19 protein-coding genes and 1 pseudogene are annotated in these 18655 nt (G+C 66.6%); 8 read left to right on the top strand and 12 right to left on the bottom strand.

Annotation, left to right across the window (positions count from 1 at the left end):
- Positions 1–32: 32 nt before the first annotated feature.
- The 4 genes from ACRHIG_RS26945 to ACRHIG_RS26930 all read left to right on the top strand — a co-directional run bounded on the left by ACRHIG_RS26945 (position 33) and on the right by ACRHIG_RS26930 (position 2437).
- Positions 33–704 (top strand): thiol:disulfide interchange protein DsbA/DsbL, encoded by a 672-nt coding sequence (locus ACRHIG_RS26945; RefSeq protein WP_070219418.1) that lies wholly within the window; start codon positions 33–35, stop codon positions 702–704.
- 14 nt (positions 705–718) lie between these two features.
- A complete protein-coding gene (locus tag ACRHIG_RS26940) occupies positions 719–943 on the top strand; it encodes a hypothetical protein (protein WP_489628495.1) in 225 nt (74 codons plus the stop codon).
- Positions 944–1023: 80 nt separating this feature from the next.
- Positions 1024–1770: an SDR family oxidoreductase gene (locus tag ACRHIG_RS26935; protein ID WP_489628494.1), complete on the top strand. Its 747-nt coding sequence runs from the start codon at positions 1024–1026 to the stop codon at positions 1768–1770.
- 136 nt (positions 1771–1906) lie between these two features.
- Positions 1907–2437: an ester cyclase gene (locus ACRHIG_RS26930; RefSeq protein WP_489628493.1), complete on the top strand. Its 531-nt coding sequence runs from the start codon at positions 1907–1909 to the stop codon at positions 2435–2437.
- Positions 2438–2446: 9 nt separating this feature from the next.
- On the opposite strand, the gene ACRHIG_RS26925 is transcribed toward ACRHIG_RS26930, so the two are convergent.
- The 7 genes and pseudogenes from ACRHIG_RS26925 to ACRHIG_RS26895 all read right to left on the bottom strand — a co-directional run bounded on the left by ACRHIG_RS26925 (position 2447) and on the right by ACRHIG_RS26895 (position 9090).
- Entirely contained in the window at positions 2447–3364 is a 918-nt protein-coding gene (locus tag ACRHIG_RS26925) for a LysR family transcriptional regulator (RefSeq protein ID WP_489628492.1), read from the bottom strand.
- Positions 3361–4269, bottom strand: coding sequence for an efflux RND transporter periplasmic adaptor subunit (locus ACRHIG_RS26920; RefSeq protein ID WP_489628491.1), 909 nt, complete (start codon positions 4267–4269; stop codon positions 3361–3363). Before ACRHIG_RS26920 ends, ACRHIG_RS26925 begins: the two co-directional genes overlap by 4 nt.
- A 35-nt stretch (positions 4270–4304) precedes the next feature.
- Entirely contained in the window at positions 4305–4505 is a 201-nt protein-coding gene (locus ACRHIG_RS26915) for a DUF1656 domain-containing protein (protein WP_070224633.1), read from the bottom strand.
- Positions 4495–6638: pseudogene (locus ACRHIG_RS26910) on the bottom strand (FUSC family protein). The gene ACRHIG_RS26915 and the pseudogene ACRHIG_RS26910 overlap by 11 nt, the downstream one beginning before the upstream one ends.
- Before the next feature lie 10 nt (positions 6639–6648).
- Positions 6649–7155 carry a MarR family winged helix-turn-helix transcriptional regulator gene (locus tag ACRHIG_RS26905; RefSeq protein WP_070224646.1) on the bottom strand — a complete coding sequence of 169 codons (507 nt, stop codon included), beginning with the start codon at positions 7153–7155 and terminating at the stop codon, positions 6649–6651.
- Between the two features lie 73 nt (positions 7156–7228).
- On the bottom strand, positions 7229–8641 hold the full coding sequence (locus tag ACRHIG_RS26900) for an efflux transporter outer membrane subunit (RefSeq protein ID WP_489628490.1): 1413 nt from the start codon (positions 8639–8641) through the stop codon (positions 7229–7231).
- Positions 8642–8772: 131 nt separating this feature from the next.
- Positions 8773–9090: a DUF4148 domain-containing protein gene (locus tag ACRHIG_RS26895; protein WP_071650291.1), complete on the bottom strand. Its 318-nt coding sequence runs from the start codon at positions 9088–9090 to the stop codon at positions 8773–8775.
- Positions 9091–9376: 286 nt separating this feature from the next.
- Between ACRHIG_RS26895 and ACRHIG_RS26890 the strand changes: the two genes are divergently transcribed.
- From ACRHIG_RS26890 to ACRHIG_RS26880, 3 genes are all read left to right on the top strand, one after another.
- Complete coding sequence (locus ACRHIG_RS26890) at positions 9377–9712, top strand: hypothetical protein (protein ID WP_475415677.1); 336 nt, start codon at positions 9377–9379, stop codon at positions 9710–9712.
- Positions 9713–9778: 66 nt separating this feature from the next.
- Positions 9779–10096, top strand: coding sequence for a hypothetical protein (locus ACRHIG_RS26885; RefSeq protein ID WP_475415676.1), 318 nt, complete (start codon positions 9779–9781; stop codon positions 10094–10096).
- A 96-nt stretch (positions 10097–10192) separates the two neighbouring features.
- The gene (locus ACRHIG_RS26880) at positions 10193–10681 is read left to right on the top strand and encodes a DUF2244 domain-containing protein (RefSeq protein ID WP_475415675.1); all 489 of its coding nucleotides are present in this window, start codon (positions 10193–10195) and stop codon (positions 10679–10681) included.
- A 5-nt stretch (positions 10682–10686) separates the two neighbouring features.
- Here the strand turns inward: ACRHIG_RS26880 and mgrA are convergent, their stop codons facing one another.
- Positions 10687–11727, bottom strand: coding sequence for an L-glyceraldehyde 3-phosphate reductase (mgrA, locus tag ACRHIG_RS26875; protein ID WP_489628489.1), 1041 nt, complete (start codon positions 11725–11727; stop codon positions 10687–10689).
- Between the two features lie 120 nt (positions 11728–11847).
- Here mgrA and ACRHIG_RS26870 point away from each other — a divergent pair, with 120 nt between their 5' ends.
- Positions 11848–13446 carry a CYTH and CHAD domain-containing protein gene (locus ACRHIG_RS26870; protein ID WP_489628488.1) on the top strand — a complete coding sequence of 533 codons (1599 nt, stop codon included), beginning with the start codon at positions 11848–11850 and terminating at the stop codon, positions 13444–13446.
- 43 nt (positions 13447–13489) lie between these two features.
- On the opposite strand, the gene kdoO is transcribed toward ACRHIG_RS26870, so the two are convergent.
- From kdoO to ACRHIG_RS26850, 4 genes are all read right to left on the bottom strand, one after another.
- Positions 13490–14365 (bottom strand): Kdo hydroxylase KdoO, encoded by an 876-nt coding sequence (gene kdoO / locus ACRHIG_RS26865; RefSeq protein WP_489628487.1) that lies wholly within the window; start codon positions 14363–14365, stop codon positions 13490–13492.
- 78 nt (positions 14366–14443) lie between these two features.
- On the bottom strand, positions 14444–14815 hold the full coding sequence (locus ACRHIG_RS26860) for a lysozyme inhibitor LprI family protein (RefSeq protein ID WP_489628486.1): 372 nt from the start codon (positions 14813–14815) through the stop codon (positions 14444–14446).
- Positions 14816–14939: 124 nt separating this feature from the next.
- Positions 14940–17906, bottom strand: a complete 2967-nt coding sequence (locus ACRHIG_RS26855; RefSeq protein WP_489628485.1) for a sensor histidine kinase — start codon at positions 17904–17906, stop codon at positions 14940–14942.
- Positions 17907–18029: 123 nt separating this feature from the next.
- On the bottom strand, positions 18030–18608 hold the full coding sequence (locus tag ACRHIG_RS26850) for a superoxide dismutase (protein WP_070224622.1): 579 nt from the start codon (positions 18606–18608) through the stop codon (positions 18030–18032).
- Positions 18609–18655: the final 47 nt, after the last annotated feature.

The following is an 18655-nucleotide window of genomic DNA, read 5'->3' as shown; positions in this document are numbered from 1 at the left end:
CCGTTCACGACCACTTATGATGAAGGATTATTATGCGTTTTCTGCGTTTCTTGCGTCCCCTGCTTGCCGCCGTCACCCTGGTGGCGGCCACCGGCGGCGCCATGGCGGCCGATACCGGCTTTACCACGCTCCCGACGCCAGTGCGCACGGACACGGGCAAGAAGGTGGAAGTGGTCGAGTACTTCATGTACTCCTGCCCGCATTGCTATGCGCTTGATCCGCTGATGCACGACTGGGTCAAGAAGCAGGGCGACAAGATCGCCTTCCGCCGCATCCACCTCGCCTTCTCCGGCCCGAAGGATCCGCAGGCGCATGCCTATGCCACCCTGGAAGCGATGGGCCAACTGGACCAGTTCCACGACAAGATCTTCCGCGCCATCCACGTCGAGCGCAACCGCCTGAACCGCGATGACGCCATCCTCGACCTGCTGGTGAAGAACGGCATCGACAAGGCGAAGTACCTGGACATGTTCAACTCGTTCGGCGTGCAGACCAAGCTGAAACGCAACGAGCAATTGATCGCCGCCAGCAAGATCGACAGCGCGCCGACCATCGTCATCGACGGCCGCTTCGTGACGTCGCCGGCGCAGTTGTCGCGTCCGGGCCAGTCCGAGCCGCAGACCCAGGCGGCGACCCTGCGCGTGATGGATGAACTGGTGGCGCGCGTCCTGAAAGAGCGCGCTCCCGCGCCAGCGAAGAAGTAACACTGGAGAACACCATGAAACAGCTGCCCTGGACCCTGTGCGTGCTGGCCCTCGCCCTCGTGGCGTGGTTGTCGATTGCCATCGTCAACGTGGAAAACCAGCGCAATGCGCTGGCCAGCAAGGCTTGCGTGGACCCCGCGTTCAAGAACGAGGTCGATGTGAAATGCCTGGCGTCCGTGCAGACGCGCGAACACTGGTGGCAGCACCTGACTTACGCCATGACGCACTTTAGAAATTGAGTGCGCCTGCCAGAAAAACCCGCCTTGCGCGGGTTTTTTTCGTCCGCGTATGATGACGCCACAACCATCGAGGAGGGACAATGAAGGAAGTGATCCTGATTACGGGCAGCAGCCGCGGCATCGGCGCGGCGACGGCGCTGCTGGCGGCGCGCCAGGGCTATGCCGTCTGCGTCAACTATGTGCGCGATGCGCAGGCGGCCGGGGAACTGAGCGCGCGCATCGCGGCCGAGGGCGGCGAAGCCATCGCCGTGCAGGCCGACGTCAGCGATGAAGCGGACGTGGCGCGCTTGTTCGATGAAGTCGATGCGCGCCTGGGCACGCTCACGGCGCTGGTCAACAACGTGGGCGTGCTGGAGCAGAAATGCCGGCTCGTCGACATGTCCGTGCAGCGCCTCGAGCGCGTGCTGCGCACCAACGTGATCAGTTATTTCCTGTGTTGCCAGCAGGCCGTGCGGCGCATGTCGACGGCGAACGGCGGGCAGGGCGGGCGCATCGTGAATGTCTCGTCGGTGGCCGCGCGCATCGGCTCCCCGGACGAATACATCGACTACGCGGCCTCGAAAGGCGCCGTCGATACCCTGACCCTCGGGCTGGCGAAGGAAGTGGCGGCCGAGGGCATCCGCGTCAACGGCGTGCGGCCCGGCATCATCTACACGGACATCCACGCCTCTGGCGGCGAACCGGGGCGGGTGGCGCGCCTGGCATCGGGCGTGCCCATGCAGCGGGGCGGCCAGCCGGAAGAAATCGCCGACGCCATCCTGTACCTGCTGGGGCCGGGGGCAAGTTACGTGACTGGCAGCATCCTCGACGTGGCCGGCGGGCGCTGATTTTCAACGCATTTTCAACTTATTTTCAACCCTTGCAAGCAATTGCTTCAAGCGCGGGACCAATTATCAAGCAGGGCAAGCGAGTCCAGAATGACGGTGTGCCATATGCACGCCGATCAACTCATTTGGAACCACCATGTCCGCTTTTGCTCCCGCCATCCTGGCCCTGTCCCTGCTGGCCGCCGCGCCAGCCCATTGCGCCGCCAATCTGCCCATGCCCGCCCACCTGTCCGGCGCGCAAGCCGACGCCACGGTGGCGCTGGCCGCGCGCCGCTATGCCGCGTTCTGGGAAAGCGGCGATCCGGCCCTGGCGCGGCTGGCACTGGCCGACGATTTTATGGATCGCACCTTGCCTGTCGGCCGGCCGCAGGGACTGGCCGGCCCGCTGCAGGCGTCGCAGGTGTTCCACGCGGCCGTGCCGGACTTGAAGGTGGCCATCGAGGAGATGCTGGTGGCGGGCGACCGGGTGACTTTGCGCTTGCATTTCACGGGCCGCTTCACGGGCGTCTTCCCCACGCCGCAGGGACCCTTGCAGGGGCAGGGCCAAGCCATCGATTTCCATGCCTTTGATCTGTACCGTGTCAATGCGCAGGGGCGCATCAGCGATAACTGGCACCTGGAAGACAACCTGACCCTGCTGCGCCAGCTGGGCGTGCTGCCGCGGTAAGGATGGCCGTCAGGCTTGCAGCGCGGCGAACTGCCGCACGAGGAAGTCGGCCAGCAGGGCGACGCGCGGCGGCTGGAAGCGGCTGCGCCGGTACAGCAGGTTCAGGGGGACGCTGTCGGCAAAATAATCGTCGAGCACCGTCTGCAAGCGCCCCGCGCGCAGGTCGTCGCCGATGTCGAGCAGGGATTTGTAGGCGTAGCCATGGCCGGCCACGGCCCAGCGGCGGATGATTTCGCCGTCGTTGCTGTGCCAGTCCCCCGGCAGACGCAGGCTGTGGCGCTTGCCGTCTGCGCGGTAGCGCCATTCCTGCGGCGCGCCGTCGCCCGCCGTGAGCACGAGCGTGGGCAGCGAGGCCAGGTCGCGCGGCATGGCCGGCACGCCCACCCTGGCGGCCAGCGCGGGCGCCACGCACACGACGCGCCGTCCCGGGTGCAGCAGGCGCGCCACCATGTCGCTGTCGGGCAGCTCGCCGTAGCGGATGGCCAGGTCGATATCGTCCTGCACCAGGTTGGCCGTGATGTCCGTCAGGGTCAGCGCATGGCGCAGCTGCGGGTGCAGCGCGGCGAAGCGATCGAGCATGGGCAGCAGCAGCTGGCGGCCGATGTCGGACGGCGCGGAGATGCGCACCACGCCGCGCACGGCGCCGTCGCCTCCGTGCAAGCCGTCTTCCGCCTGCGCCAGCAAGTCCAGCGCCTGCTCGCTGTACTGGCGGTAGTGCAAACCCTCTTCCGTCAGGCGCAGCTGGCGCGTGGTGCGCTCGAACAGGGTGGCGCCCAGCGCCGTTTCCAGGCGCGCGATGGCGGCGCTGGCGGCGGCCGGCGACAGGCCGTGCTTGCGGCCGGCCGCGGAAAAGCTGCCCAGCACCGCGGCGTCGAGGAACAGGGCGATTTCCGCCAGGCGTCCGGCGCCGCCGCGCATCATGATCATGCCGGGTGCGCGGCCGCAGGCTTGGGCGCAGGCGCAGAATGGGGCGCCGAGTGGGGCGTGATCACGACGGTGCAGGTGGTGCCGGCCACCAGGACCTGATTCCTGTCTTGTTCATCTATGTGGATGCGCACGGGCACGCGCTGCGCCAGGCGCACCCAGTTGAAGGTGGGGTTGACGTCGGCCAGCAGTTCGCGGCCCGTGGCGGCGTCGCGGTCGGTGATGCCGCGCGCGATGCTCTCGATGTGGCCGTGCAGGGTGCCGCCGCTCATCAGGTTCATTTCCGCCTTGTCGTCCTGCGCCAGCATGCCCAGCTTGGTCTCTTCGAAGTAGCCGACGACGTAGTACGAGGCGCTGTCGATGACGGCCAGCTTGGCCGCGCCGACGGCGGCGAAATCGCCCTTGTGCACGTTCAGGTTCGTCACGTAGCCGCTGACGGGGGCGCGCACGGTGGTGCGTTCCAGGTTCAGTTGGGCCAGCGTGCGCGCGGCCACGGCGGCCTGCACTTGCGACGAGGCCGAGCTGGCGGCGTAGGCCGCGCTTTCGCGGCTTTCCGTCGAGATGATGCTGGCGTCCAGATTGGCGCGGCGCTGCGCTTCCTTGCCGCGGCGGCCCATTTCCGTTTTTTGCGCGGCCAGCACGGCGTCGGCCTGGGCCAGCGCGCTGGCATAGCGTTCCTTGTCGACGACGAACAGGATATCGCCCTTTTGCACCACCTGGTTGTCGCGCACCAGCACCTCCGTGACGGTGCCGGCCACGTCGGCGCTGATGTTGACGATGTCGGCCTTGATGCGGCCGTCGCGCGTCCACGGCGATTCCATGTAGCGGTCCCAGACGGTCTTGCCTATCCACAGGGCTGCTGCCAAGAGCAGCAGGGTGATTGCATAGCGGGTCAGTTTGCTTACCATGTCGGCAGCCTTTCCTTGATGGGTTGAACAGTTTTTTATTTGTAAAGCGATAGAGCCAGCGCGCCGAAGATGGCGATGAAGATGCACAGCCGCGCCAGCGACGGGTGCCACACCATGCGGTACACGCCCAGCCAGCCCAGCACGCGGTCGAGCAGGGTTTGCAGGCCGATGCTGAGGATGAACAAGGGCAGCAGGGTAGGAATCAGAATTCCGAACAGGGCGAATTCACGCGGCATGGTGGTCTCCGGCGCCAGGCGCCATGTGGTCGAGTAATGAGGTGTAGATCGAATGCAGGTCGGCCAAGGCCGTTTGCAACCGTGCGCTGCGTTCGGCTGTCGCTTCCGCTTCCGCTTGCGCCGCGCGCACCACGGCGCCCGCCTGCAGGGTGGCGTCCAGCGCCGCTTGCAGTTGCGCATCGCCGCGCGTGCGCAGCCAGGCGGCGATGCCGTCCACGCACTGCTGCAGCGCATGGCGCGTGGCGCCCGGGCGGGCGGTCGCGATCAGTTCGCGCAATTCGATCACGGAATGGCCGATTTCCAGCAGGGTCAGGGCCTGGCGCACGACGGCGCGCGTGGCCTCGCCCGGCGCCGGTCCGGCCGCCGCATTGAGCTGGCTGAGCAGGTCGCGCACGCGGTTGTCGAAGCGATGCTTGACGCGTCGCGCCGGCGCCGTGCACGCCTGCAGCGCTTCGCGCCACAGGGCCGGGCCGATGTGGTCCTTGTGGCCCATCGTGTGCTCGGGCAGCAGCACGGCAAACACGAGGGCGGCCAGCATCAGGCCGACGATCAGCGCCATGCCCGTGTTCAAAAAGGCCGCGCCATCGACGTGCATCAGATTCGTCGGCGCCATCTGCGTGATGAAGGTGGACACGCCCAGGCCCACGCCCAGCTTGGCGGGATTCGTCATCAGGTACAGGCCGACGGCGAGGAAGGGCGCAAAGCTCAGCACCAGCATGGGGAAGCCGTCGCCGTGCACCAGCACGAAGTACACGCAGACGAGCGACAGGGGCATGGCGATGAGGAAGCCCGCCAGCACCTGGCGGATCATCAGGATGGGGCGCGGCGAGGACGAGGCCAGTGCGCAGAACACGGCCGCCATCAGCATCGCCGTGCTGGCGTAGGGCCAGGCGAGGAAGTAGGCGCCCAGCGCCAGCAGGGCCAGGCTGATGCCGGCGCGCGCGCCGCTGGCGAGCACCAGCGCGGGCGGCGTCTTCGGCGCATATGCCTGCGGCGTGCTCACGTCGAGCGGCGTGTCGTGCACGAGGCTGAAATACACTTCGTGAAAGCGGCTCATGTCGCGCGCGAAGCGCTCGAGCAGCTCGCAGACGGTGTCGAAATCGATGCGCTGCGCATGCGCGATGGCCGCGCAGTCGATGTCCGCGCGCGCCTGCGCCAGCGCCGTCTGCAGATGCCGCTGCATGGTGTCGAGCGAGTCTTGCGAAGGCGTCGTTTGCAGCGCCTCGGCGACGATGGCGTACAGGGGCGCACAGGCCTGCATGACTTGTGTCTCTCCATCGCGCTGCAGGCGGTCGAACAGGCGGTGGAAGGTATAGAAGGTGGTCAGCGCCGTCATGAAGGTGGCGTTGAAGGCGTGCAGCTTGCGGTTCTGCGCGCGCACGTGGCTCACTTTGCTGGTGACTTCGAACAGCGCGGCCGAGCGCCCCAGTTCCAGCGCCGCCACGTCGGCGGCGAACTGCAGATGCGTCAGTTCCACCTGCGCCGGCGTGAGCTTTTGCTGCAGCACGTCATGGCAAAAGGCGAGGAATTTGCCGTAGCGGGCCTGCACCGTGCGCATCACCTGCGTGCCCTGGTGGCGCGGCAGCAGTACGCTGGAGACGGCGGCCGAGCAGATGATGCCCAGGCCCACTTCAGCCACGCGCGTGACGGCCAGCGAGAATACCTGCATCGGTTGCTCGATGGCGGGCAGCACGATCATGCAGGCCGTGTAGCCGGCCAGCACGTACACGTAGGACTGGGCGTTGCGGTGCAGGGCCGAGCCGCTCGTGCACAGGCCCACCCACAGGGCCAGGCCGGCGAACAGCAGCACGGGCTGCTGCGGGAACAGGCCGATCAGGGTCAGCGCGGCCGTGCATCCCAGCAGGGTGCCGCACAGGCGGTAAAAGCTTTTTCCAGCACCATGCCGCTGCTGGGCAGGGCCAGGATGATGGTGGTGGTCATCGCCGTGCTCGGCGAATCGAGGCCCAGGCGGTAGGCCAGCCACAGGGCGCAGAACGCGGCGATGAGGGTCTTGCCGACGTAGATCCAGCGTTCGCCTTCCGTCGCGCGCCAGTCCTGCAGCGCCAGCGCCAGCCAGTGGGCCGCCCGGCTCAGGGGGCCATATGTGGGTGTTGTTGCTGTGGCTGGCGTCATCGATAGGCTATCAGTTCTGGTTGTTGAGATTGTTCAGGTTGCGCAGCTGGCGCATGTACAGCTTGTCGAGCACTTGCAGCTCTTCTTCCGTGAACCCGTCGTACAGGGCCGAGGTTTCCTGGTACACGTCGGGCAGCGCCGTTTCGATCAGCGCGCGGCCCTTGTCGGTCAGCGAAATCATCACGGAGCGGCGGTCGCCGGGGCGCGTGCCGCGGTGAATCAGGCCGCGCGTTTCCAGGTCGTTGCACACGCGCGTCAGGTTGGCCGGCTTTTCATGGCAGGCCATGCCCAGGGTGCAGGCGTTCGAGGTTTCGTCGTCCGTGCCGTACAGCACGGCCAGCACCATGTAGCTGGCATCGACCAGGTCGTGCTTTTTCAGCGCGGCATTGGTCAAGTCCTTCATGCCTTTTTGAATGTGGTACGTCATGCGCAACAGGCGCATCAGTTCCATGGGGAAGCCTGGCATGCGCGTGCGGATGTTTTGCAGCCGCTTGGAGGTGGCGTCAAAAGCGGTCATGTCATATTCCTTCATGTGTGAATAAAGCTCCGATTGTATCTTGTTGGGCTAGGGCAATGCCAGGATTGCAAGCTTAGATCCCGCCTCCCAATGCATTCATCAAGGAAACGTACAGATCGAGCTCGCGCGCCCCATTTTGCGCCTGCTGCTGTTCTTCCGCCAGCAGCGCCACTTGCGTGTTGAGCATGGCGATGGCGTCGCTCATGCCCGCCTTGTAGGCTTTTTCCGCCAGGTCGCGCGCGCGCTGCGCCGTGGCCAGCGCCTGCACGGTCAGCTGGTGCTGCTTGGCCAGCGATTGTGCTTTGGTGACGGCGTTGGCCACGTCCGACATGGCGTTGATGACGGTGGCGTTGTATTGCTCCACGGCGCCGTCGTACACGGCCGTCTGGCTGCCCAGCTGGGCGCGCAAACGGGCGCCGGCAAAGATGGGCAGGCTCAGCGCGGGAGAGGCGCCGCGGATGTCCGAGTTGGCGTCGAGAAAATGGCTGAAACCGAAGGCCTGGAAGCCGGCAAAGGCCACCAGGTTGACGTTCGGGTAGAACTCGGCCTTGGCCGCATCAATGCGCTGCGCCGCCGCTTCCACTCGCCAGCGCTGGGCGGCGATGTCGGGCCGGCGGCCGATCAGGTCGGCGGGCAGGGCTGCGGGAATGGCCAGCGGCTGGTCCAGGCGCAGCACGGGGCGCGTGAGCGCGGCGCCGGCGCCCGGGCCCTTGCCCGCCAGCGCGGCCAGCTGGTTGCGCAGCAGGGCCAGCGACTCAGCCGACTGCTCCAGCTGGCGGCGTCCCGCGGGCAAGGTGGTTTCGATCTGCGCCACGTCAATGTCCGTGCCGATGCCGGCCGCCTTGCGCTGGCGCGTGATGTCGAGGATGCGGGCGCGCTGCGCCAGGCTGCGTTCGATCACGTCCTGCAGCTGGAATTCATACGACAGCTGGATGTAGGTGCGCACCAGCGCCGTTTCCAGGGCCAGGCGGGCCATCTGCGATTCGGCCGACGCCATCTGCACGTCGCCCAGGGCGGCGGACAGGGCGGCGCGGTTGCGGCCCCACAGGTCCAGGTCGTACGAGGCCGTGACGGTGGCCTGGTTGCGCCACGCGTAGTTGCCGGCCAGCGGCGCCGGCGTGCTGCCGTGCTGCGAATACAGTTCGCGGTTGATGGAGACGTTCGCGTCCGCCTGCGGGCGGGTCTTGTCTTCCGCCGCACCGGCCAGCGCCTCGGCCTGGCGCACGCGCGCCTGGGCGCCGCGCAGGGTGGGGCTGTCGGCCAGCGCCTGCTCCATCAAACGGTTCAATTGGGGGTCGTGCAAGTCTTGCCACCATTGCGTGCGCGGCCATTGTATGGCGGCGCTGGCGGCGGCATCCATGGCCTGGCTGCCCTGCAGTTTATTGGCGTCGAGCATGGCCGATTGCGGCGCGATATGGCCCATGTCGGCGCAAGCGCTCAAGGCAAGGATCAGGCTGGCGGCAAGCAGACGGCGGTGCAGGGACATGCAGGAACTCCGGGAGAGATATGTTGGGGGTGCTGCTGGGGAATCACAGCTCGCCGCGGGGAGCTTCGGGAGTGGCCCGAGTGCTGCGCCGCAACTGAGTTGTTACTGACTGAAACCGGCTGACTGGTTTCTTATTGCACGACGTGCTTGGCCGTTTGCGCGACATCAAAGTCCGCTTCCGTTTGCGGGATCAGGCCAGCCTTGCGGGCGGCGTAGAACTCGGCCATGACTTGTTCGCGCGTCACCTTGCTGGCGGCGGTGGCCGGCGTTTTCGGATAGTCGACTTCGCTGGTGGCGATTTCGCCGGCGTTGCGGGCACGGATGTATTCGGCCGTGACGTCAGCGCGCGTGAGTTGCTGGCTGGCAGCGGCAGGCGCGGCGCTTTGGGCGAAAGCCGAAGTGGCGGTGGTGATGGCAAACAATGCTGCGATGAGTGATTTGGCTTGCATGATAAGACTCCAAAATGTGCATGATGGCTGGGTGGATGGGCCGGATCGCCACGTACCGGTCGGTTCGGCGGCGCTGCGCTGGTGGGCGCCGTGCCGCCGATGAAGCAATTTCTGGATGAGAAGATGCTTACTTGAATTAACTATAGCAATGAATAGTACATTTGTGAAGTAATTTCTGAAAATAGTTGTGCGCCGCCGCATTTTCCCCTCGTAAAAGGCCGGGCAGGCGTGCGCCGCTGGACTGGCCAGGAGAGTAAGCTGGTTTTTTTGTTAACGGGAGTCAGCCATGAGCAGCAGCACACTCGATCCGGACAATTTGCCCGTCACGCCCGACCGCGTCCTGGGCAGCGGCCATGGCAAGGGCGCGCTCGGTCCCAGCGACAGTTCCGACAGCGGCAGCGACATGCAGGGCGTGCCCGGCCAGGATGTTGAAGCGTTGGAGAACGACAGCGATGCGGCCGGCACGGGCGAACGGGCCGGCGTGGAGCCGCGCAATACGGCGCCCGATGGCGGCGACATCGACGTCGATCATGTGGAAAGCCTGGCGCCCGTAACGCCGGCGGAGGAGGGCGAGGGGGAATTGCCGCCACGAATTACTGTCCCTCCCGCGCCATCGGCGTAAAATGCGGGCAAGGCGGCATGCGCGCCGCCATGGCCAGCCGGCCTGCACAGGATAGGATGTCAGAGGATGCAAACGCAGATGTCGGAAGAGAAAGAAAAAGACTTGATGTCGATGTACCGCGAGACGCGGCCACGCGAGTTTTTTGGCGAAAAAAGTAACACCAATCACCTGGCCTGGAGTGCGCTGGTGATCTTGCTGGCGCTGGCGTTCTGGCTCGTCGTGGCCCTGGCGGCGGCGGAAAACCAGCGCTATGCCCTGGAAACGAAGGTGTGCCAGGATCGCGTGTTCCCCACGGAAATCGACACGTCTTGCCTGAAACAGGTCAGGTCGCGCGATCACTGGTGGCAGCACGTGGGCCACGCGCTGCTGCGGATGGGCGCCTGACCCGGGTGTGAGCCGGCGGTGGTGGGAGCCGCCGCAGTGACAGGGGAACGGGGCGACAGGTAAATGGGGCAATAGTGCGACAGTGCGGGAGGCGCCATGCCACGCGATCACTCGCGCGAGCAGCCGCAATGGCTGCTGGCGCGCCACAGTGCCTTGACGGCGCGACAGTTGCTGCGCGCCTATGGTTTGTTATGCCTGTTTTCCCTGACGATTGCCGCCGCCTTTGCGCTGCGCGGCCTCTGGTACATTCCCGTCTTTTCGTTCGCCGAGCTGGGCCTGGTGGCCGTCGCCTTGCTGCATTACCTGCGCCATGCGCGCGACTATGAGCACATCGCCCTGCGCGATGGCGAACTGATCATCGAACAGGTCAGCGCCGGCCACTGTCGGCGCCACCACTTTTCGCCATGGCGCACGCGCGTCGAAGTGCCGTGCTGGCCGCGCCAGTTGATACGCATCAAGGATAGCGGTCATGGCGGCGCGCAGGTGGACGTGGGCGTCTTCGCCACGCCCGAACGGCGCCGGCAGGTGGCGCAGGAACTATGCGCGCTGCTGCCAACGCCCCTGTCGCCGCCAGCGCTGCCCTGAACGCCTTACACGGCCCGCGACGGGCCTTCCCACAGATTGATATGGCCTTCGCGTGCCTGCACGTCGATGGCGGCCAGCTCGTCGGCCGTGAACGACAATTGCTGCAGCGCGGCCACGTTTTCGCGGATTTGCGCGCTGCTGCTCGCGCCGATCAGGGTCGAGGTGACGCGCGCATCGCGCAGCACCCAGGCCAGCGCCATCTGCGCCAGGGTCTGGCCCCGCTGCGCGGCGATCTGATTCAGGGCGCGCACGCGGGCCAGGTTTTCCGCACTCAGGTGCTGTTGCAGCAGCGAGCCGCCGCCGGGGCGGTTGACGCGCGCATCCTGCGGCACGCCGTCCAGGTATTTGTCGCTGAGCAAACCCTGCGCCAGCGCCGTGAACGTGATGCAGCCCATGCCTTCTTGCTGCAAGGTATCGAGCAAGCCGTCTTCCTCGATCCAGCGGTTGAGCATATTGTAGGCAGGCTGGTGGATCAAACACGGCACCTTCCACTCCTTCAGCAGGGCGGCCGCCTCGGCCGTCTTTTGCGGCGAATAGGACGACAGGCCCACGTACAGTGCCTTGCCCTGCTGCACGGCGGTCGCCAGCGCGCCCATGGTTTCTTCCAGCGGCGTGTCGGCGTCGTAGCGGTGCGAGTAAAAGATGTCGACATAGTCGAGACCCAGGCGCCGCAAGCTCTGGTCCAGGCTGGCCAGCACGTATTTGCGCGAACCGCCGCCCTGGCCGTACGGGCCCGGCCACATGTCCCAGCCCGCCTTGGTGGAAATGATCAGCTCATCGCGGTACGGTAAAAAATCGTCGCGCAGCAGCTTGCCGAAATTGCTTTCCGCGCTGCCATACGGCGGGCCGTAGTTGTTGGCCAGGTCGAAATGCGTGATGCCCAGGTCGAAGGCCGTGCGCAGCATGTCGCGCTGCGAAGCCAGATTGTTGCTGTCGCCAAAGTTGTGCCACAGCCCCAGGGACAGCAGCGGCAGTTTCAGCCCGCTGCGCCCGCATGTACGGTATTGCATGCTGTCGTAGCGGTTCTCGGCGGCGTGGTAGGTCATGGCATCTCCTTGTAAATGAATCGCTTATTTTGGCGCAAAATCAAGGTGTGCGTGCGTGCGCCTTGCGCGCGGCGGGACGCGCCTTACAATGGGCGTTCAGGAATCTCGCAAGGAGCGGTCATGGAAATCGAATTGAAATTGCTGCTGGCGCCGGAAGACGCGCCCCGCCTGCGCGCCCACCCGCTGCTGGCGCAGGCTGCGCAAGCAGAGGTGCAGGTGCTGCAGATGCACGATATCTATGTCGATACGCCCGATTTGCAGCTGTGCCGCCACCACGCGGGCTTGCGCGTGCGCCAAGTGGATGGGCACTGGGTGCAAACCCTGAAGGCGGGCGGCACGGTCAACGGCGGCTTGCACAGCCGCCACGAATGGGAAGGCGACGTGCCGGGGCCGCAGCCGGATCTGGCCGCGCTCGACTCTGCCATCGGCCGCAAGCAGCCCGTCCGCGCGCTGTTGCGCCAGGACGCCGTCCGCGACGCCTTGCGGCCCGTGTTTACCACGCGCATCGAGCGCACCGTCTGGCAGCTGCGCACGCCGCAGGGCGACCAGATCGAATGCGTGCTGGACCAAGGTGTCATTGAAAGCGGCGTGGACGGGGCCGATGGTGCCGATGGTACCGTATACAGCGTGCCCGTCAGCGAGGTCGAACTGGAATTGAAGCAGGGGCAAGCTTCCAGCCTGTTCGACGTGGCGCTGGCGCTGCTGCGGGACGTGCCGCTGCAGCTGGGCCACATGAGCAAGGCGGAACGCGGTTACCGCCTGGCGGTGCCGCAGCCTCTGCAGGCGGTCAAGGCGCAGCCGCTGGCGCTGGACGCGGCCATGTCGGTGGAACAGGTGTTTGTGGCCATCGCCGGCAATTGCCTGGAACAGGTCAGCGGCAACCAGGATGGGGTGGCGGCGGGCGAGGACGTGGAAAGCGTGCACCAGATGCGCGTGGGACTGCGCCGTTTGCGTTCGGCGCTGGGCATGTTCAAGTCCCTGCTGGTGCTGCCGGACGCCTTGAAGGCCGAACTCGACTGGCTGGGCGGCGCGCTGGGCGAGGCGCGCGATTGGGATGTGTTGGCTGGCAATACCCTGGCGCAGCTCGACGGCGAGGCGCAGGCCGATGCGGCGGCGCTGGCACAGGCCGCGCACGCGCAGGCGCGGCTCAAGCACCAACTAGCCGCCCAGGCCGTCACCTCGGCGCGCTGCACGGCCTGCATGCTGGGCTTGCAGCGCTGGCTGCAGGCGCGCGCCTGGCGCGATGGCTGTTCCGCGCGCCAATTGCGGCGCCTCGATGCGCATGTCTCGCCGTTTGCCCGCGCCACCTTGCGCAAGGACCAGCGCCGCCTGATGAAGCGCGGCAAGCGCCTGCTGCATGCCACGCCGCAGCAGCGCCATCAAGTGCGCATCGCGGCCAAGAAGACGCGCTATGCGACGGAATTCTTTGCCTCGCTGTTTGCGGGCCGGGCCGTGAAACCGTATGTGGGGCGCTTGTCGGCCTTGCAGGATGAACTGGGCTGGCTCAACGACGTGCAGGTGGCCGACCGGTTGCTGCAGCAATTGCCCGAAGTTCAGGCGGGCCAGGCCGACCAGGCTGACCAGCCAGCCCAGGACGGATTGCGGCTGCACGCGGCCTTCGTGCGCGGCTATCTGGCGGCGCGCGCGCAGGCGGACGGCAGCGATGGCCGCATGCACAAGGCCTGGCGGCGCTTCAAGGCGGCCCGCTTGCCGGCCTGAATCCGCTTTTATCGGGCGTGAGGCCCGGCCAGATCAAACCAGGCTAGGCCAGCGGGCGCTGCAACCGGCGCTCGAGGATGGCCAGCGGCGACTTGTGGGGCGCTGCCATGGCGCGCACGGGCAGCAGCCAGGTTTGTTCCAGCGCATGCTGTCCCCGCAGGGCCGCGTGCGATACGGCGTCGCTGAAGACGATCCACGTCTGGCCCGGCGCGAACGCGTGCGTTTGCTGCTCCACCTGCGCCTGGTAATCGAGATCGGCCTTCATGGCGTCGTGCAGCTGCAGCATGTAGTGATCGTAGGCCGTGCGCCGCGACTTGGTGACGCCGAGCCATTGCAGCAGGGCCGCCAGCATGGGCTGCGGACGCTTAGCAAGGGGTAGAAAACGCTGCGCCACCTGCTCGAACGGCGCGCCCAGTTTCCACACGCGGGGCGCGCCGCGCGGATCGATGTTGGTGAAGACGCGCAGGATGCGCCGGCCCTGCGTGGGTGAGGAAGGAAAGCTGTCGACGTGCAGGCGCGTATCGTCCTTGCGCCACGAGGTGATGCGCCCGGCGATTTCCACGGGGCGAAAGCTGCCCTTGCCTTGCTGCAGATGAGGAACATAGCCGGGCAGCAAGCCGGCCAGCAAGTGCCGCGTGTGCCGCGCATAGCGCCGCATCAGCGCGGCCAGCAGGGCCGCATCGCAGGCCTCGCCCTGGCCGCGCACGCCGCGCGCCGCTTCCCAGCTGATGTTCTTGGCGCCGCTGGCGCTACCCACAGCGCCGTCGAGCAGGGCATGCTCTTCCGGTTGCAGGGGAAAGCCCAGAGCCGGCAAGAGCAGCACTTGGCCATCTTCGAGCGCCTGCAGCGCCGCCGCTTGCTGCGCGGCGCTGCCGCTGGCGTCCCACCGGGACAGGGAAATGTCGATGAGCTTGCTCATGGCGCAAACGGGAAGACATGGGAGCGGCCAGTATGGGCGCTTGCCGCCCGCTCCCGTTTGCGCTGGCGCAGACTTACATCACAGTTTGCTGTTCTGGCAGCCGGCGCTCGCGCATTCGCGCACGCGGTCCTGCAGGAATTGCGCGCGTTCGATGGTGGTCTTGGTGGCGCAATCGAGATTCACATAGAAGCCCGACGATTCGCGTTTGGAGCAGCTGTCGTTGCGGTTGGCGATCCATGCCAGCTGGCCCGATTTCAGCTTCTGCTTGCCGCCGGCATCGAGCTTGGCGGCGAGTGTCTTGTAGTTGGCGTTGAGTTCCTTGTCCGCTTCCTGGTACACCTTGTTGAGGCAATACAGGCCGTCGAAGTCGTTGCGCGGCGTGTCGCAGGCCGAGTTGGCGAAGGCGGAACCGGAGGCAAACACGAGCAGGGCAAGGATGCATTTTTTCATGGCGGGCTTTCAGGAAGTGGTGGGGCAGGATCGGTGAGCAGTACAGCGCTCTTGCGCATCGTATAACATTTTCTGTCGAGGCCGCGGACGCTTGCGGGCGTGTCCGCCAGCCCCGCCAGCGCCGTCAGTAGGCCAGGCGGCCCGGCACGCTCACTTCGACCTGCGTACCGGCGCCGGGCCGGCTGTCGATGCGCAGGCTGGCCCCGATGCCGGCGGCGCGCTCGCGCATGCCGACCAGGCCCCAGTGGCCGGGCCGCTGGCCCGTTTGCGCCACGGCGTCATCGAGGCCGCAGCCGTCGTCGCGCACGCGCAGGGTGAATGCCTGCTCCGCATAGTCGAGTTCCAGCACGATGTTTGCCGCCTCCGCATAGCGCGAGGCGTTGAACAGCGCTTCGCGCGCGATGGCATAGACCTCGTCATGCACGCGCGGCTGCAGGCGCCGGCAGCTGCCGCTGACGTGCACCGTGAAGGCGTGCGCGCGGTGCTCGGCCAGGCCCTTGCCGAATTGCTGCAGCGCCAGCCGCAGTTCGTCCGGTTCGGCCGAGGCGCGCAAGTCCATGATCTGGTCGCGGCCTTCGATCAGCAGCTGGTCGGCCAGGTTGAGGGTGCCGTCGAGGCGCGCCCGTTCGCGCGTACCCTTGGGCAGCATGTCCGCATGCGCATGGAACGACAGGATCAGGCCCTGCACGCTTTGCAGCAGGGTGTCGTGCAGCGAGCGGGCGATGCGCGAGCGTTCGGCCAGGCGCTCCTGCAAGCGTTCCTGCAGCCGCTCCTGCATGTTGCGCGTCAGGTGGCGGATGCGCAGCACATAGCCGCCGTACAGCAGCAGCGCGGCGCCCAGCGCCAGCAGCAGCACGAACCACGGCGTCTGCACGAAGGCGGGCGCGATGACGATGTCAAGTTTGGCTCCCTGCGTGTTCCACACGCCGTCTTCGTTGGCGGCCGTGACCTCGAAGCGGTAGCTGCCCGGTGCCAGGTTGGTGTAGTACGCTTCGCGCCGTCCCACGGCTTCCTGCCAGCCCGCGTCCACGCCCGCCAGCCGGTAGCGCAGGCGCACGCGTTCCGGCATCGACAGGCTCAGCGCCGTGAAGCCGATCTCCAGGGTCTTGCTGCCTTGCGGCAGCTGCAGCGGCTTGCCATCGTCGAGCGCGTAACGCGCGCCATTGGCTTGCAGGGTATGGATCTGCACGGGCGGCGGCAGGCGATTGCGGCGGATATGCAGCGGGTCGAGCATGGCGATGGTGGCCGAGGTGGAGAACCACAGCTTGCCGTCGGGCGCATGGATCAGCGACGGCACGGGGCGCAGCTGCGAGGCATGGCCCTGCAAGCCGTCGAGCGCGTCGAAGCGTTCCGAGACGACGGCGCTGCCGTCGCGCATCCACGCGGACAGGCTGGCGGCGCCGATATGATCGATGCCGTCCGCGCCATGCAGCCACAGGTCGCCGTCCGGCAGGCGCACGATGCCCGACACGCCGCGAAACGCCGCGCCGCGCGCGCCGCGCAACATATGGAAACGGCCGGCGCGGTACAGGGCCACGCCGTTTTCGCCGCCGGCCCACATCGCGTCGCCATCGCGGTACAGCTGCAGCACCGTGCCCACCTGCAGGCCCTCGTCAGCGCCGAGCCGCCTGACGGCGCCCGCCCGCTGGCCGTCGGCCACCAGACTGACGGTATTGTCGGCATGGCCCAGCCAGACGGTGCCGGCGCCATCGATCGCCATGGCCGTGGTCAGCACCGCCGGCAGGCCGGACAGGCCGCCGTTGGCGCTCCATTTTCCTGCGTTCAGGCGAAACAGGCCGCCGCCGGAAAACGAGGCCCACAGGGCGCCCGAGCGGTCCTGCTGCAGCGCCTGCGGATCGAGTCCCAGCACGGGCGGCACCACGCGCGTCATGCTGCCGTCGCGCGCGCGATGGTGCAGCTCCTGCTCGTTGCCCAGCCACAGCGTGCCGTCGGGCGCCCAGTGACTGGCCGCCAACGCCCCTTTCAAGATCACTTTTTTCACCCCGTCGGCCGTAAAGCTGCGCACGTCGCCCACGTAGTCGCCGATCCACACGTCGCTATCGGGTCCCGCCAGCATGCCGGGATGGTCGAAGGGCACGGCGACGGGCAAGGTCTGCAGGCGGTTCGGCCGCAGCCGGTCCAGGCCCGTCGAGGTGCCGAACCACAGATTGCCCTCGCGGTCCTGGAACGACGTTTGCGGCAGCGGGCCGCTGATGCCGTTCTGGCGCGTCAGGCGCTGGGCCGGCAGACTGGGACCGGAAGGGTCGAACTTGCGTTCGATGCCATCGGGCTGCATCAGCCACATGGTGCCGGCGCGGTCGAAGCGCATGCCGTTGCCCCTGGCGTCGGGCCGGATGGGCGCATCGCCGCGCGGCGCGCTGGTGCGCACGCGGTAGTAATTGCTGTGCGTGTCGACGGCCCAGATGGCACCATCGGGCGCTTCGTCCATGCTGGTGAGCATGGTGCGCGGCCAGGCATGGGAAAAACGCGCCTGGCCCGGCTTGCGGAAAAAGACGCCATGCATGGTGCCCATCCACTGCGTGCCATCGCGTCCGAACAGGATCTGGTACACGCGCTTGTCGGGCAGGCCCACATTGGCGGCTTGCGCGACGAAGCGGTCGGCGCCCGGCGCCAGGCGCGCCGCGCCATCGCGCGTGCCGACCCAGATGGCGCCGTCGGGCGCCGCCTCGATATGGAACACGGCGCCCGGCGGCAAGCCGTCCGCTTCGCGGTAGGTGCGCGCGCCACCCCGGCGAAAGACGCTGACGCCGCCGAGACGGTAGCCGACCCACACGGCGCCGTCCGGCGGCGTGGCCAGGCCCAGCACATTGCTCGACGGCAGGCGGTGGCCGTACACGCTGTCGACGCGGTCGAAGCGCACGCCATCGTAGCGGTACAAGCCGGTGGCCGTGGCGATCCACAGCCAGCCATCCTGGCCCTGGGCGAATTTGAGGACGTCGACGGGCGCGCCTTGCAAGGCGCCCCAGGCATTGTGGGTGTAGTCGGACAGCAGGGGAGCGGCCGCGCATGCGTGCAGATGGCACGCCAGCAGGGGCAACAGCAACAGGCGGCGCAGCAGGCGAGCGGACATCGGTGCAGAGGAAGATGGCGGTGGCAGGGCAGTGATTGTAGCGCAGCGCCGTGCGTTTCAGCAGGCAAAAAAAGCCTGCGCGGGATGGCGCAGGCTTTTTCGCCCTACGTTGACAAGGACCGCTTACGCGAAGTTCTTGGCAACGAAGTCCCAGTTGACCAGGCCCCAGAACGTTTCCACGTACTTGGCGCGCAGGTTGCGGTAGTCGATGTAGTAGGCGTGTTCCCACACGTCGCATGTCAGCAGCGGCTTGTCGCCGGTGGTCAGCGGGCAGCCGGCGTTCGAGGTGTTGACGATGTCGACGGAGCCGTCGGCTTTTTGCACCAGCCAGGTCCAGCCCGAACCGAAGTTGCCCACGCACGACTTGGTGAATTCTTCCTTGAACTTGTCGAACGACGACCATTTGGCGTTGATCGCGTCAGCCACGGCACCCGTAGGCGCGCCGCCGCCGGCCGGCTTCATGCCGTTCCAGTAGAAGGTGTGGTTCCATACTTGCGCTGCATTGTTGAAGATGCCGCCCGACGATTTCTTGATGATCTCTTCCAGCGACAGGTTCTCGAACTCGGTACCCTTGATCAGGTTGTTCAAGTTGGTGACATACGCCTGGTGATGCTTGGCATAGTGGTATTCCAGGGTTTCTTTCGAAATATGCGGCGCCAGAGCGTCCATTTCATACGGCAGTGGTGGCAGAGTATGTTCCATGTGATGTCCCTTTATGGTGAGTATTCGGAGTCTACCGGCCTGCGGCC

Source organism: Janthinobacterium sp. C22, from assembly GCF_057919405.1.
The sequence above is the reverse complement of the archived record's forward strand: the minus strand, read 5'-3'. Positions and strand labels throughout refer to the sequence as shown.